Source organism: Streptomyces sp. NPDC003393, assembly GCF_053589015.1.
Genome location: NZ_JBSFRB010000031.1, coordinates 38,718 through 53,047, shown reverse-complemented (window position 1 = coordinate 53,047; position 14,330 = coordinate 38,718). Strand labels below are relative to the sequence as shown.

General features: G+C 68.0%; 11 protein-coding genes and 3 pseudogenes. 7 read left to right on the top strand and 7 right to left on the bottom strand.

The annotated features are described in order from the left end of the window. Positions 1 to 901: 901 nt before the first annotated feature. From ACWDUZ_RS26285 to ACWDUZ_RS26260, 6 genes and pseudogenes are all read right to left on the bottom strand, one after another. A complete protein-coding gene (locus ACWDUZ_RS26285; protein ID WP_451634276.1) occupies positions 902 to 2,815 on the bottom strand; it encodes a glycoside hydrolase family 2 protein in 1,914 nt (637 codons plus the stop codon). Positions 2,816 to 2,977: 162 nt separating this feature from the next. Then, a complete protein-coding gene (locus ACWDUZ_RS26280; RefSeq protein ID WP_451634275.1) occupies positions 2,978 to 4,195 on the bottom strand; it encodes a family 1 glycosylhydrolase in 1,218 nt (405 codons plus the stop codon). Positions 4,196 to 4,215: 20 nt separating this feature from the next. After that, positions 4,216 to 5,091 (bottom strand): carbohydrate ABC transporter permease, encoded by an 876-nt coding sequence (locus ACWDUZ_RS26275; RefSeq protein WP_451634274.1) that lies wholly within the window; start codon positions 5,089 to 5,091, stop codon positions 4,216 to 4,218. Then, positions 5,091 to 5,912: a carbohydrate ABC transporter permease gene (locus tag ACWDUZ_RS26270; RefSeq protein WP_451634273.1), complete on the bottom strand. Its 822-nt coding sequence runs from the start codon at positions 5,910 to 5,912 to the stop codon at positions 5,091 to 5,093. Before ACWDUZ_RS26270 ends, ACWDUZ_RS26275 begins: the two co-directional genes overlap by 1 nt. 190 nt (positions 5,913 to 6,102) lie before the next feature. After that, the gene (locus tag ACWDUZ_RS26265; protein WP_451634272.1) at positions 6,103 to 6,753 is read right to left on the bottom strand and encodes an extracellular solute-binding protein; all 651 of its coding nucleotides are present in this window, start codon (positions 6,751 to 6,753) and stop codon (positions 6,103 to 6,105) included. A gap of 46 nt (positions 6,754 to 6,799) precedes the next feature. Then, positions 6,800 to 7,375, bottom strand: a pseudogene (locus ACWDUZ_RS26260) (extracellular solute-binding protein); the annotation flags it as partial. Positions 7,376 to 7,682: 307 nt separating this feature from the next. Here ACWDUZ_RS26260 and ACWDUZ_RS26255 point away from each other — a divergent pair. The 7 genes and pseudogenes from ACWDUZ_RS26255 (at position 7,683) to ACWDUZ_RS26225 (ending at position 13,846) form a co-directional block, all read left to right on the top strand. After that, positions 7,683 to 8,720: a LacI family DNA-binding transcriptional regulator gene (locus ACWDUZ_RS26255; RefSeq protein WP_451634271.1), complete on the top strand. Its 1,038-nt coding sequence runs from the start codon at positions 7,683 to 7,685 to the stop codon at positions 8,718 to 8,720. A gap of 532 nt (positions 8,721 to 9,252) precedes the next feature. Then, a pseudogene (gene pdxR, locus ACWDUZ_RS26250) lies at positions 9,253 to 10,686 on the top strand (MocR-like pyridoxine biosynthesis transcription factor PdxR); the annotation flags it as partial. Positions 10,687 to 11,116: 430 nt separating this feature from the next. Then, positions 11,117 to 11,884: an SDR family NAD(P)-dependent oxidoreductase gene (locus tag ACWDUZ_RS26245; RefSeq protein ID WP_451634270.1), complete on the top strand. Its 768-nt coding sequence runs from the start codon at positions 11,117 to 11,119 to the stop codon at positions 11,882 to 11,884. A gap of 121 nt (positions 11,885 to 12,005) precedes the next feature. Beyond that, positions 12,006 to 12,101: pseudogene (locus ACWDUZ_RS26240) on the top strand (thioredoxin domain-containing protein); the annotation flags it as partial. A gap of 37 nt (positions 12,102 to 12,138) precedes the next feature. Further along, on the top strand, positions 12,139 to 12,738 hold the full coding sequence (locus ACWDUZ_RS26235) for a sigma-70 family RNA polymerase sigma factor (RefSeq protein ID WP_451634269.1): 600 nt from the start codon (positions 12,139 to 12,141) through the stop codon (positions 12,736 to 12,738). A 163-nt stretch (positions 12,739 to 12,901) separates the two neighbouring features. After that, entirely contained in the window at positions 12,902 to 13,372 is a 471-nt protein-coding gene (msrB, locus tag ACWDUZ_RS26230; RefSeq protein ID WP_451634268.1) for a peptide-methionine (R)-S-oxide reductase MsrB, read from the top strand. A 144-nt stretch (positions 13,373 to 13,516) separates the two neighbouring features. Further along, the gene (locus ACWDUZ_RS26225; RefSeq protein ID WP_451634267.1) at positions 13,517 to 13,846 is read left to right on the top strand and encodes a hypothetical protein; all 330 of its coding nucleotides are present in this window, start codon (positions 13,517 to 13,519) and stop codon (positions 13,844 to 13,846) included. A 79-nt stretch (positions 13,847 to 13,925) separates the two neighbouring features. Here the strand turns inward: ACWDUZ_RS26225 and msrB (ACWDUZ_RS26220) are convergent, their stop codons facing one another. Then, positions 13,926 to 14,327 carry a peptide-methionine (R)-S-oxide reductase MsrB gene (gene msrB / locus ACWDUZ_RS26220; protein ID WP_451634266.1) on the bottom strand — a complete coding sequence of 134 codons (402 nt, stop codon included), beginning with the start codon at positions 14,325 to 14,327 and terminating at the stop codon, positions 13,926 to 13,928. Positions 14,328 to 14,330: the final 3 nt, after the last annotated feature.

The following is a 14,330-nucleotide window of genomic DNA, read 5'->3' as shown; positions in this document are numbered from 1 at the left end:
TGCGCCTGAGCCTCACCCATCACTCCGGCCTCCCGCATGGAGGTCCTTGTGCGGCGACCGTATCAGCGGGGTGAAGCCGTCACGGAAGCCGGCGAAGGCACCGCAGGGCAGAAAGTCCGTGCTCAGCTGTCGCACCCCGAATGTGCCGACCTTCCGTGCCTGCGGGGATGAACCCGCACGAGCCTGCCTCCGTCCTGTCTGTCGTGTGGCAGTGAGGGCGCACTCACACCCGCGGTTCCCAGTAAGACCCACTGGCATCCACTCCGCGTCTATTTTCCGTCGTCATCCCCGAGTTGCCCCTGGACCCGGAAGGGCCGGGCAGCGGCAGTAGGTGGTGGACCCGGCGGCACGCCCGGCAGGGATGTGCACGCCGTGCAGATGTCGAGGGCGCACTGGTCATGCGCCCGTCAGGTGCTCAGAAGTGCCGGAGGTCACACACGGGAAGTCGTGCGCCGACAGGCGAGGTGGACATGTTCGCGAGCGAGTCGAACGTGAAGACCGCCCTTGCCAGGACCTGACAGCACGGCCGTGGGGGCACCGACACGACATGCATGGAGCATCTGCACCGCTCCGCGATGCGGGCGATGCGTCGTTCGGAGGCGAGGGTCTCGGTGCAGGAGAGGACGGTGCCGCCGCCGACGGGGGCGTGCGGGAGGGGCGGCGGATGTCGTGGGCCACGGGTGTTGAGGTCGGCCCAGGTGCGGCCGAGGAGTTCGCCGCGACTCCTGCCGCAGCGGAGCGCCGTCTCCCGGGGCTGGCGTATGGCGCGCCGTGGTCGGCGGGCTGGATGCATCTCGGCATCCAGCCCTATCCGACTCGAACAGGAGCTCAGACCTACGGTTTGCGGAGCCCGCGCGTCCCTGTGACGATCCCGAGTCCAGGAATGTGTGCCGTCGACGGCTCAGTCGCCCCGCGGTGCCGCAAGCTGTGCGGACTGGGTGTCTTCCACGCTGCGGCGGTGCTGTTCCAGTGCTTCGGTGGGCATCGCCGCCGAGGGGCGGGAGAAGAGTCGGCGGAGCTGCTCGGGTGGCAGCTTCGGGTTGCGATCGGCTGTGAGCAAGCCGTTCGTCTCCTGCTCGGTGTCGGTGAGTTGTGTGTAGCAGAACCCGGCCAGTTCGGGAGAGTCGGTGACCGCCCGGGTGAGCCCGTCGAGCCGGTCGAACAGTTCTGCGGGTGAGGCCACCGTCGCGTAGCCGAACCATTCCTCGCCCTGGGGACGGAAGCTGAGGCCGCCGAACTCCGTGAGCATGACCGGGCGTCGTCCGCGCGGATCTGCGGGGTCCGGGTCGAGCACCACGCGGCGGCCCCCGGGACGGCCGTGCGTGAGCATCGCATCCACGGCCGCCGCGGTCGCGTAGCGCTCCCGCAGTTCGTCACCGGTGGCGGCGTAGTCGTGGATGGTCCACAGGTCGCTGTCCGGCAGTTCCCATCCGTCGTTGGAGATGACAGGGCGGGACGGGTCGAGCGCCCGGGTGAGGTGCACGAGCGACTCGACGAAACTGCGCTGTGCAGGGGAGCGTGCGATGTCCTGAACGCCCCAGCTCTCGTTGAACGGGACCCAGGTCACCACGGAGGGATGACCGCGATCGCGGCGGACGACGTCCATCCATTCGGTGGTCAGCCGGCGCACTGCCTCCTGACCGAAGGCGAAGGCACCCGCCATTTCACCCCAGACCAGCAGGCCCAGCCGGTCGCACCAGTACAGAAAGCGCGGATCCTCGACCTTTTGGTGCACCCGGGCACCGTTGAAGCCGAGTTCCTTGATGAGTTCGACCTCGCGGCGCAGCGCCGCGCTACTCGGCGCCGCGAGATGGGATTCCGGCCAGTAGCCCTGCTCCAGGACCATGCGCGGATAGTAGGGCCGTTCGTTGAGCAGGAACCTTCCGTCGCCGGTGCCGACCGTGCGCAGGCCGAGGTAGCTTGCCACCTGGTCGATCGTGCGCACCGTTCCTTGTGCGTCGCGGCTTTCGAGACGGATCTCGGCGTCGATGAGGGTGGGCGACTCGGGGGACCACAGCAGGCGGTCGCGGTCCTGGCCGTTGCGCAGGGCGGGGAGGGGGATGTCCACGTCGACCTGGTCGTCGGTGGCGAGCGTCGTGTGCTCGGCCAGCAGTTCGCCGGCCAGCCGAAACCGCACGGTCAGGAGCAGGTCGATGTCCCGAGTGTCCGGCGCGCGGTGGATGCCCGCCTCCAGGCGGACCGCACAGCGTTCGAGGACGGTCGTCCAGCTCAGCTCGCAGACGTGGTTCGCAGGGACGGTCTCCAGCCAGACGGGCTGCCAGATGCCGGTGGTGCGGTGATACCAGATGACGTGCGGACTGGCCTGCCAGTCCTGTTTACCGCGGGGCTGCGCCGCGTCTCCGGGAAGGTCCTCGGCGCGGACGACCACGGTGTGGTCGCCGGAGTCCGGGTCCAGGGCGTCGGTGATGTCGAAGGCGAACGGGGTCATCCCCCCCTCGTGGTCCCCGACACGGGTGCCGTCCACCCATACGGTGGCCCGGTAGTCGACGGCGCCGAAGCGCAACATGGCGCGATCGCCGTCGAGTTCCTCCGCATGCAGCGGCAGGGTACGGCGGTACCAGACGACAGGGTGGTGAGCGGTGTCGCGTATGCCGGAAGCCGGCGACTCCGGCGGGTAGGGGACAATGATCGTACGGTCGAAGGCGGACGACTGGTGCTGCCAGCGGGCGGTGACACCACGGTCTTCGTCGTCGAAGGCGAACTGCCACACCCCGCTCAGATCGGTCCATTGCGGCCGGCGCAACTGCGGGCGGGGGTAGTTGCCTTCTTCGGTCGTCCTATCGCGCGCGCTCACCGCGTTGCTCCTGTATCGCTGAGGTGGGTCGAGGGGGTGTGGGCAGGGAAAGGGACTGCCCGGATGTCATCCAGGCCTGTCGCGAAAGTCCCGTCGTCCGCCCTCAGGGCGGGCCGTCCGGTGTGCGGGGCGTCGCGGGCCAGGCGGACTGTCGCAACAGGCCTAGGCCTGAGCGGCCTTGGCGAGAGCGCGGAAGCGATCCACCAGGACAGTGGGGCGTCGTTGCAGGACCGAGCCCGCGTCGCGTTCCAGGTCGTACAGGCCCATCTGGACCAGATAGTGGTCCATCGGCTCGGTGGACTCCCGGTAGAGCCAGTCGACCAGGGCAAAGAAGGGGAACCAGGTGTAGCCGACCAGGGGCATACCCTCGGCGCGCAACCGATGCACGGTGGCCACGCTCTGTTCCAACCAGCCGAGACGTTCTTCCACCGGGCCGCCGCGGCTGGTCTCGGTGACGAAGAGGGGTTGCCCGTACCGGTCGGCGTAGGTGTGCAGCAGGTCCACCAGTCCTTCCGTGCCGGCCTCCTGGGGCTGGACCAGGCCGGTGGCGGCGTCGCGGTGGGACGTGGTGAACGCCGGGTAGTAGTTGACTCCGATCACGTCGGGTGTCACCGCGTTGTCCGTGAACCAGGCCAGTTCGGCCTCGGTCACGCCGTGCGCGGTGAGGTGTTCGCGCATCGGGTGGTCCGCGTCCACGCGGCCCGTGATCAGGTCGAGGCCGAGGAAACGACGCTCCTCGAGGTGCTCGAGTTCACCCGCAGGCCACTGCCCTGTCCACCGGAACCCGGCGTCGACGTGGACGAATGTCGCCTCTGGCTGAGCGGCGGCGATCCGTTGCTGGGTCAGCACCATACCCTTGGCGAGTTGGGTGATGATCTTCACAAAGCCGTCGTCGCCCTTCAGGCAGGGCGGCCATGTCCCCTGCTCGCCGCAGTACACCGCATTGATGATCGGCTCGTTGAGCGGCGTCCAGGAGTCCAGCGCGCCGCGGTAGCGCTCCGCCACCGCTTCCGCGTAGGCGGCCACGGCCTCCGGGTAGCGGTGGTTGAGGAACTGGTTGTCCAGCCATAGCGGGGTCCCGTAGTGCATGAGATCAACGATGCAGCGCAGCCCGATGTTGCCCAGGTGTTCCACGACACGGTCCGTCCACTCCCAGTCGAACGTGCCGGGGGAGGGTTCGATCAGGTACCAGGGGATGCCCCATCGGATCATGTCCGCGCCGGCGTCCGCGGCCAGGGAGAGGTCGTGCTTCCACTGGTGGTAGTGCTGTGTGAGTTCGTACTCGTCGAGTTTGCGGCGGCCGACGCCCTCCTGCGGCACGAAGGTGTCCTCGATGCCGACGGCGAAGTGCAGGCTGCTGTCCCGGAACCATGGGGTCATGGCGGTAGTCCTCGCGTTCGTTACTTGATGCCGGTGGTAGCGATGCCCTGCACGAAGCTTCGCTGGATGAGCAGGAAGAACAGGATCACCGGCAGCAGGGAGAGCACGGCACCGGCCATGAGCATCCCGTACTGGGTGACGTGCTGCCCCATGAAGAGCGACAGGCCCGCGGGCAGGGTCGCGTGGCTGTTGTTCGACGTCATGATCAGCGGCCACAGCAGGTCGTTCCAGTTGTACTGGAAGTGGAACAGCCCCAGGGTCAGCAGCGCGGGCCGGGCCAGGGGCAGCACGATCTGCCAGTAGATGCGCCACTCCGAGGCGCCGTCGATCCGCGCGGCCTCCTCCATGTCGCGGGGCAGCGACAGGAAGAACTGACGGAGGAAGAAGATGCCGAACGCGTTGGTCGCCCGCGGCACGATCAGACCGGCAAAGGTGTTCACCAGGCCGAGGTGGTTCAACTGGTCGTACAGCGGGACCAGGGTGATCTGGAACGGCATCATCAGCATGATCAGGATGGTCACGAAGACCACGTTGCGTCCCTTGAACTCCAGTCGGGCCAGCGCGTAGGCGGCCATGGAGTCGAAAAACAGCGAGATGATGGTGACCGAGCCGGCGAACACGACGGTGTTGCGGTAGAGCCCAGCGAACGGTATCGCGTGCCAGATCTCCCGGTAGTTGGCAAGGGTGAAGGCACGCGGCCACAGCGTCGGGGGGCTGGTGACGATGTCGTTCTCGGGCCGGAAGGAAGCGAGGACCATCCAGATGATCGGCAGTAGCACGGCGAAGGCCAGGGCGACCGCCGCCACGGTGACGGTGATGCGCCAGGCGGTTGCCAGGGCCCGGTTGCGCGGGTCCTCGTACCGTGCCGCTGCGGGGGAGCGTCGGGTCATGGTCATCAGAAGGACACCGCCCGCTTCCGGAAGTACGTGAACTGGAGCATCGACAGCACGAAGACCAGGACGACCAGCACCCAGGAGACGGCCGCCGCGTAGCCGAACTGGCTCTGCTCGAACCCGAGCCGATAGGTGAGCATCACCAGCGTCTCGGTCTGGAAGAACGGGCCGCCGTGCGTCATGACGTAAATCTGGTCGAACGCCTGCAGGGTGGCGATCGCCGCCATGATCGAGATGAGCATGGTCTGGTTGGCCAGCAGCGGCCAGGTGACGTGGCGCAGTCGCTGCCACGGGCCTGCCCCGTCGGCGCGGGCGGCGTCGTACAGCTCGCCGGGGATGGACTGCAGCCCCGCGAGGTACATGATCATGTAGAAGCCGACGTTCTTCCAGATGCCCACCGCGATGACCGCGGGCATGGCGTAGGACGGATCCTGCAGCCACCCCTGCTGGGTGGTGATGCCCAGGTGTGACAACCAGTCGGTGATCAGCCCGATGTTCGGGTCGAGCAGGAACGACCAGGCGATGGAGACCACGCCGAGGGAGACCACGAAGGGCAGAAAGACCGCTGTGCGCAGGAATCCGCGCAGGGCCATGGCCCGGTTGAGGAACAGTGCGAGGGCGAGCGCCAGGACCACGCTCACGGGGGTGCTCACCGCGGCATAGACCAGCGTGTTCTTCAGCGCCCTCCACACTGCGGGGTCATGGAACATCTGACGGTAGTTGCCAAGGCCGATCCATCGAGCCGGCTGCAGGACGTTGTAACGGGTGAAGGAAAGATAGCCCGCCTGGAGCATCGGCCAGGCGACGAAGACGGCGAGGATCACCAGACTCGGGGTGAGGAAGAGCCAGGCTGCCCGTGCCTGCCGGCCCCGGTAGGAGAGCCGGAGAGGAGGCCGTGTGCCACGGTATGGCGGGGCGGAGGCCGCAGCCCGGAGCCGCGGCGTGGTCTGTGTGGACATCGTTCACCTCTGCGGCGGCGGGCCGGCGACGTGTGGCCCCGGCCCGCCGTCGACGTTAGTTGGTCTGCTCCAGCTGCTTCGTCACGTCCGCATTGGCCTGCTTGAGAACCGACGCCACGCTGCCCTTGCCGCTGAGGATGCGCTGCAAGGCGGGGTAGAAGATCTGATCCTGGATCACGGGCCCGTTGGCAAGCCCCGGCAGGAACGGCTGGGAGGAGTTGAGCACCTGCGGGGCACCGAAGGCTGCCGGATAGGGGTAGCCCTTCAGATCATTCGCCGTGACATCGGTGCGGTTGGGCGGGAAGCCGGTCCCCTTCGCCAGCGTCAGCTGGGACTGCTTGCTGTTCCAGTAGGAGAAGAACGTGTAAGCCGCCTTCTTGACCGCCGGGTCGCTGGAGGTAAGCGCCAGTGAGGTGACGATGGCCGCGGTCGTCCGGGTCTGGGAGCCGGCGAACGGCATGGTCACGCCGTAGTCGACGCCGGCCTGGGTGAAGGTGCTGGTGTCCCACGGGCCGACGATCTCCATGGCGGCCTTCTGCGTCTGGAACAACTTGTCCGCGTCCCCACCATTGATACCGATGGGAGAGACCTTCTTGTTCCGGTACAGGTCGGCCCAATGCTCCACTGCGGAAACCGTCGCCGGATCGTCGAGCATCGCCTTCTTGCCGTCCTGGCTCACCACGCCGCCGCCATCGGCCCACAACACGAGGGAACGCGGGAGCCGTCTCGTGATCGGCCATCGCGAGAGCGTACTGGTCGGGCTTGCCGTCGTGGTTGGTGTCCTTGGTGAGCTTGGCGGCGTACTGCTCGAACTGTGCCATCGTGGTCGGCGGCTTGTCCGGATCGAGACCGGCCTTCCGGAAGAGCGTCTTGTTCCAGTACAGCAACATGGGCGCGGTCTCCAGTGGCACGCCGTAGTTCTTGCCGTCGAACTTCGAGGCCTGCACTGCGTACTTGACCAGCTTGTCGGAGCCGGACGACGGAGCGGAGTAGAAGTCGTCGACGGGCTGCAGCACACCGCTGTGCGCGTACTTGGGCATCTGCCCGCTGTCCATGGCAACGATGTCCGGGCCGGTGCCGGAGCTCACGCTCGTGAGAAGCTTCTGGTAGAAGACGTCCCACGGCATGGGGTTCGACTCGACCTTGATGTCCTTGTGTGAGGCGTTGAACTCGCCGACCAGTTTGTCGAGGGTGGCCTTGTCACCACCCGTCAGGCCGTTCCAGAACTTCAGGGTCACCTTGCCGCCGTGCTCCGACGTGCCGCTGCTGCTCCGCGCCGCACCCTGGCCCGAACAGGCGCCCACGGCCAGTGCGCCGACGAGCACCATGCTTGCGACCCTGAGTCCCCTGCGTCCGTGCAGGGGATGCTGCTTTCCGTCCACGACTACTCCTCTGCCTCCGCCGAGCCGGCCGCCCCGCGCCGCCGATCTCCGTGAGGGTGTTGGGTGCGCCACCGGATCTTCCGGTGTGCTGGCACCATTGATACAACGTTGTGGTAAACGTTGTACAGACTCGATTCGATAAAAGTGACCACTACGCGGTCCGCAGGGGGTATCCAGGACGCACCCGGAGTGCCGATCCAGTGACCCCGGCTGACCTGCAACGATGTAATTTTCGAACGACAAGGGAGACAGGATGCGCCCACCGGGGCTTCGGGACGTGGCTGCGCAGGCAGGTGTTTCGGTGAAAACCGTGTCCAATGTTGTCAACGGGACAGGCCGGGTCACTGCTGCTACGCGTGCACGGGTCGAGGCGGCCGTGGCGGCACTCGGCTACCGGCCCAACGTGGCGGCGCGCAACCTGCGCCGGGGCCGCACCGAGGTGATCACTCTGGCACTGCCGGACCTGACCGCGCCCTACTTCGCCGAGCTCGCGGACGCCATGATCCGGGTTGCGGAGCCGCGCTCCCTGACCGTCCTGATCGACCAGACCCAGGGGACACTGGAGCGCGAACTGCGCACCTTCCACGGCGAGCTCCTTCAGCAAAGCGACGGCCTGGTCTTCAGTCCCCTGGCCATGCCGGCCGAGGAACTTGCCCGGCGGACGGACGGTGTGCCGGTGGTGCTGCTGGGGGAGCACGTCCCCAGCGGTCTGCACGACCGGGTCGTGGTCGACAACCGCGCCGCGGCCGCCCTGGCGACCAGGCACCTGATCAGTCTGGGCAGGAGCTCGATCGCTGCGATCGGCCCGCAGCCGCGCGGTTCGCACCCCACCTCCCGACTCCGCCTCGACAGCTTTCGGGAGACGCTCGCCGAACACGGCATGTCCGTCGAGCCCACCATGCTGGCTCCCGTGGAGAGTTTTCACCGCGCGGACGGTGCCCAGGCCATGAACCGGTTGTTGTCGCAACGCCCCAGACCCGACGCGGTGTTCTGCTTCAACGACCTGCTGGCGCTGGGCGCTATGCGTGCCGCGCACGACCATGGTCTGCGCGTCCCGGAGGACATCGCCGTCATCGGCTTCGACGGCATCGAGGAAGGCGCGTTCAGCACACCGACCCTGAGCACGATCACCCTGGACAAACGGCAGATCGCCGAGGCCGCACTCGCGCTGCTCGCGTCCCGGACGGAAGCCCCGGAGCTTCCGGCGCGGACGGTGACTGTCGACCACAGGCTTGCCGTCCGGGCCAGCACCGCCGGCCCATCGGCGGATGCATCGCGTGAGCGGATGTGAGACGGCGTGGCTGCTGGGAACAGCAGGCCGGGTGGACGGTGGAGAGCCGGCTTTGGCGACGCCGCTCTGTTTGAGTCGCCGGTGCCGCGACAGACGACGTTCGCCGTGTCGTCGGCGGGCGCCGTCAGCCCGTGCTGAATGGCGCGGCCTACTCGATCCCGACTCGGCGGTCTGCCGGACGTAGCTTTCGGGATGTGTCGTGCACGGCAGAGTCGTCGGACTTGCAGGAGAGTCGCGTACGAGGCGAGGGCCTCGACCGGGGACCGGAGCGCGTGCGAACTCGGCGAGTCCTGAGCCGACCGGGCACGGGGCACCGGCCTGGTCATCCCGCATCGCCGTGAGCGCGACCACGGATCTCGCCTCCCAGCTCGGCGAGAACAGCACAAACGATCAGGCCGACCGGCCCGCGCTTGCGGAGAGCACGCTCGCAGAACGACACGGCGCGCGGTCGCCACCGCGACGAGGGATGGCCGGCGGCGCGGCCTCACGGGACCACCGTCCGGTCGATGGTCCGGGAGTATGATTCCTTTTTGTGGCAGGTCATCGGGCCAGTTCCGTGGCCGTTCTGCCCGCCGCGTTCGGTGCCGACCTGCACCTGGAGCTGTCAGGACCGGGGCTGCGCGTGGGGCTCGCGGGCGCCTTGCGACAGGCCGTGCGCACGGGACGTCTGGCGCCCGGCAGTCGGCTGCCGTCCTCCCGCTCACTCGCCGCGGACCTCGGCGTCTCGCGTCACACCGTGGTCGAGGCCTACGCCGAGCTGACCGCTGAGGGCTGGCTCACCGCCCGGCAGGGCTCCGGGACCCGGGTGGCCACCCGGGTCGAGCCGCACGCGGCCGCGCCCGGCCCTCCCCGCACGAGGCCGGACGAGCCCCGTCCCCGGTACGGCCTGTGGACCGGCGCACCGGATCTCGCCACCTTTCCGCGCACGCAGTGGCTCACCATGGCCCGGCGGGCTCTGACCGCCGCGCCACGCGAAGCCCTCGGCTACGGGGACGCCCGGGGCCGGTCGGAGTTGCGCACCGCACTCGCCGACTACCTGGGGCGGACCCGCGGGGTGTTCGCCGAGCCGGATCGGATCGTCGTCTGTTCCGGGTTCCACCACGGTCTGGCGCTGGTGGCGCAGGCGCTCAGAGGCCGGCGGGTGCGAGGGGTGGCGGTCGAGGCCTACGGACTCGACGTGTTTCGCGATGTGCTGGCAGACGCCGGTCTGCGCACCCCGCCTCTCCACGTCGACGACCATGGCGCACGCATCGACGACCTCGCGCGGCTGCGCGAAGTGGGGGCGGTGCTGTTGACCCCGGCTCACCAGTACCCGACGGGGGTCGCGCTGTGCCCGGACCGGCGCATGGCCGCCGTCGAGTGGGCACGTGCCACGGACGGCCTGATCCTGGAGGACGACTACGACGGGGAGTTCCGATACGACCGTCAGCCGGTGGGGGCCCTGCAGGGACTCGATCCGGAGCGGGTCGTGTACTTCGGTTCCGTGAGCAAGTCCCTGGCGCCGGGGGTACGGCTCGGATGGATGGTGCTGCCGGAGGACCTCATCGCGGAGATCGTGACCGCCAAAAGCCACGGCGACTACATGACGAGCGCCCTGGAGCAACTGACACTGGCGGAGTTCATCGCCTCGGGTGCGTACGACCGCCATGTGCGCTCGATGCGGCTGCGCTACCGGCGTCGCCGCGCTCAGCTGGTCGAGGTCCTGCGCCGGCGGGCCCCCGGCATACGTGTGACCGGGATGGACGCGGGACTGCAGACGGTGCTCGAACTCCCGCGTGGCACCGAAGGCTCGGTGGTCCAGGCCGCGGCCCGGCATCATCTGCCGGTGAGGGGGTTGGCGCAGTTCCGGTACGAAGCGGTGGACAGCGGATGGCAGCTGCCCGAGCGGGACGCCCTCGTGTTCAACTACGCGGCAGCCTCGGACAGCGCGTGGGCAGGCGCTCTGGACGCACTGTGCACGGTGCTGTGCCGGCAGGCGGCCCGAGGACGGAGCGGACGTGCCGGATCAGGGGTTCATCGCGTCCGTGTCGGGCTCACCGAACACGGTGCGCAGCAGCATGGCCACCCACCGCGTCGGAGATGACGAACTCGACGCCGGTCGGGCCGCGGGCGATGAGCGAGCGCAGTGGACAGGGACGCGCCGCGGAAAATGGACCGGACCGCTGCCGCGGCTCCTGTCATTCGCCTCCCGCACGAGCCGTTTTCTTCGCGCCGCAATCCGCAGACGGCCAAAGCGGTAGGCAGGAGAGATCCATGCGATTTCCGCTGGTCGATTCACACAGCCACCGCGATGGGCGCCGTAGAGACCATATAGAGCTGCTGTAGACACTGCTGTGGCAGAGTCGAATGGAACACAGGAAAAAGTCTTTGTCGCTCAATGGAGAAGGACCGTAGTTATGGACTTCGAAGGCAAGAAGCTCGTCGTGATCGGCGGTGCCAGCGGCATGGGTCTCAAGGCCGCTGAAGATGTGATCGCGCAGGGAGGCAGCGCGGTGATCGTCGGCCGCCCGGGCCGGAAGCTCGACGACGCCGTGGCAGGCCTGTCGCGCTCCGGCAGCGCGTGGTCGGTCGCCGCCGACCTGGCGGACCGGAACCAGGTCGTCGAGGCGCAGAAGCAGCTGGCGGAGGACCACCCCGACGCCACCCTCCTCGTCAACTCGGCGGGGTTCTTCAAGCCGAAGGGCTTCCTCGACTACGAGGTCGAGGACTACGACGCCTACCACGACCTCAACAGGGGGACCTTCTTCCTGACTCAGACCATCGTCCGGGGCATGGTCGCCGGGGGTCGGGGCGGCGCCATCGTGAACGTGGGCTCCATGTGGGCGCACCAGGCCCTCGCCGTGACCCCGTCGTCGGCCTACTCGATGGCCAAGGCGGGACTGCACGCCCTCACCCACAACCTGGCCATCGAGCTGGCCGGCGAGGGCATCCGGGTGAACGCCGTGGCTCCGGCCGTCACCAGGACGCCCCTGTTCGAGAAGGTCTTCCCGGCGGACCAGCTGGACACCGCGATGGAGCAGCTGAGCGGGCTGCAGCCGCTCGGCCGGGTCGGCACCCCGCAGGACGTGGCCTCCGCGATCGTCTTCCTGCTCTCGCCGGCCTCGAGCTGGACGACGGGCGCCATTCTCAACGTCGACGGCGGGGTCATGGCAGGCCGCAATTAAACACACCCGCACGCCTTGCCCGGGACGGTGACCTGTCACCTGCTCCGGGCGAGGTGTCCAGACGGCATCGATCAAACCGCCCGCTGACGAAGGAGCCCGAACGGCAGGCAGTCCGAGAAGCGTGACGGACGAGACCTTCGCGAATGAGGTGCTCAAGAGAGACAAGCCCGCGCTTGCCGATTTCCGGGCCGAGTGGTGCAAGCTCTGCCGCCTTGTAGCACCGGTCCAGGCGAATCCCGGAGACCGTGAGAACGATGCATTCCCCAACGGAACCGGGCACCCGCGACCAGCGGGAGAGCCCCGCGCAGCGCCGTGCGAGATTCGAAGAGGAAGCCCTCCCGCATCGGCGCACCCTCTACGCCGCCGCCTGGCGCATGACGCACCACGCGGCAGACGCCGAAGACCTGGTCCAGGAAGCGTACGCGCGCGCGTACGCTTCGTTCGACCGGTATCGCCCAGGCACGAACTTCGCGGCCTGGATGAAGAAGATCATGGTCAATCAGTACATATCCGGGCGTCGTCGCCAGCAGTGCAGACCGCAGCTGTGCCTCTCCTCCGAGGTCGAGGACGAGCAGCTGGCACGTCCTGGCGCCCATGCCTCCGATGCGCCGAAGTCGGCCGAGGCGGAAGCGCTGGAGAGCATCGTGAATCCCGACCTGAAAGCCGCCTTCCGCCAGCTCTCCCCGCCGCGCCGCCTCGCCGTGTACCTCGCGGACGTCGAGGGCCTCTCCTACCGCGAGATCGCGGACAGGATGGGAACCCCTGAGGGCACCGTGATGTCGCGCATCCACAGGGGGCGACGGCAGCTGCGTTGGCTGCTGCAGCAGCACGTGCTCGGAGTGCACACAGCGTGACCGCCCGGCGCCGGTGGGGAAGGGTGCCGGCCCGGCCCCACTCGGCTGCGGGTGCGCTCCCTCGCCCGCTGCCCCTCGGCACCTCCGCCACACGGTAAGAGTCGGGCGATGCGTGACGCGAACAGAGCATAAAGGACATTCCAGTATCGCCCGGGAGGTAGGCATGCCGGAGTACACCAAGAGTCCACAGCGCATCTCACAGCTCACCGACCGGCAGTACGGCGTGACCCAGCGGGACGAGACGGAGCCCGCGTTCTCCAACGCCTACTGGGACAACAAGGCACCCGGCATCTATGTGGACATCGTGTCCGGGGAGCCCCTCTTCGCCTCGGTCGACAAGTACGACAGCGGGACCGGTTGGCCCAGCTTCACGAGGCCTCTGGAGTCCGGTCACGTCGTCGAGAGGCCCGACACCGGTCACGGCATGGTCCGTGTGGAGGTACGGTCGTCGCAAGGGGACAGCCACCTCGGGCACCTGTTCCCGGACGGGCCCAGGGACCGCGGAGGACTGCGGTACAGCATCAACTCCGCCTCGCTGCGCTTCGTCCCCCTGGAGGATCTGGAGCGGGAGGGCTACGGCCAGTACCTGAGCGTCTTCGAGACGACGGAGGAGGCGGCCCCCGAGAGCCGATGACCGGCGACCAGGGCAGGGCCCCGGAGCCCGAACGGCATGGCGGCTCGGGGTCCCGTCCCGCGGTTCGTGGCCCAGCAGGGCCCGAGCCGACAGCCGTGTACAGCAGTACGCAAACGCTCGTCCGGGGGGAGAAGGAGCCGCACAGTGACCAGCAACATCGACAACCTGCACCCGGAAGACGGCGCCGTCGTGCCGCCTGAGCAGATCCCCTCCGCTGTCACCGCAGGCCGCCTGACCTACGGCGATGGCACGACCCAGACCTTCCGGTCCGACGGGACCACGTCCTTCTTCGAGGCGGGACGCCAGACGGAAGGCACCTGGTCCGTCGACGAGAACGGGAGCTTCTCTTCCTTCTGGCCGCCCTCGTACCGAGCCTCCTACGATCTGCGCTGGGTGGTGGAGGGGAACGGCGTCGTCGGCCTTCGGTTCTCCGATCTGAAGAGCGGTACCTGTTTCGACGGCCGCTTCCAGTAGCGCCGGGTTCCAGGACGAACCCAGGCGGGGCCGCTGACTTCCAGCGGCCCCGCCTGCTTGTCGTTCGTCGACGTGCGGATCAGTGGGAATGGCCAGGCTTCAGCCGCAGGGAGAGGCTGTTGATGCAGTACCGCTTGTCCGTCGGTGTCGCGAATCCCTCACCCTCGAACAATTCTCCGAGATACGACCCGCAGCGAGCGCACCGAACGACAGGATAAGGGGCCGCGTCCTGCTGCACTTCGACCGACTCGAGATCCTTGGGGTCGTAGAACGCGGGCCAGCCACAGCGAGAGTCGAACTTTTCCTCCGAGGTGAAAAGATCAGCACCGCAGGCCCTGCAGGAGTAGACACCCTCTTCCTTGGCGTCGGTGTACTCTCCCGTGAACGCCGCCTCGTCCGCGGCGCCGCGCAGCACCCTGTATTCCTCCGGGCTGAGCTCGGCGCGCCACTCGGCGTCTGACTTCTCGATTTCGTACGCCATGAC

What these genes read in the sequence shown, in the direction of transcription:
- ACWDUZ_RS26280 (WP_451634275.1), bottom strand. Translation starts at nt 4,195, where the DNA reads ATGACCCCATGGTTCCGGGACAGCAGCCTGCACTTCGCCGTCGGCATC.
- ACWDUZ_RS26275 (WP_451634274.1), bottom strand. Translation starts at nt 5,091, where the DNA reads ATGACCATGACCCGACGCTCCCCCGCAGCGGCACGGTACGAGGACCCG.
- ACWDUZ_RS26255 (WP_451634271.1), top strand. Translation starts at nt 7,683, where the DNA reads ATGCGCCCACCGGGGCTTCGGGACGTGGCTGCGCAGGCAGGTGTTTCG.
- ACWDUZ_RS26245 (WP_451634270.1), top strand. Translation starts at nt 11,117, where the DNA reads ATGGACTTCGAAGGCAAGAAGCTCGTCGTGATCGGCGGTGCCAGCGGC.
- ACWDUZ_RS26235 (WP_451634269.1), top strand. Translation starts at nt 12,139, where the DNA reads ATGCATTCCCCAACGGAACCGGGCACCCGCGACCAGCGGGAGAGCCCC.
- msrB (WP_451634268.1), top strand. Translation starts at nt 12,902, where the DNA reads ATGCCGGAGTACACCAAGAGTCCACAGCGCATCTCACAGCTCACCGAC.
- msrB (WP_451634266.1), bottom strand. Translation starts at nt 14,327, where the DNA reads ATGGCGTACGAAATCGAGAAGTCAGACGCCGAGTGGCGCGCCGAGCTC.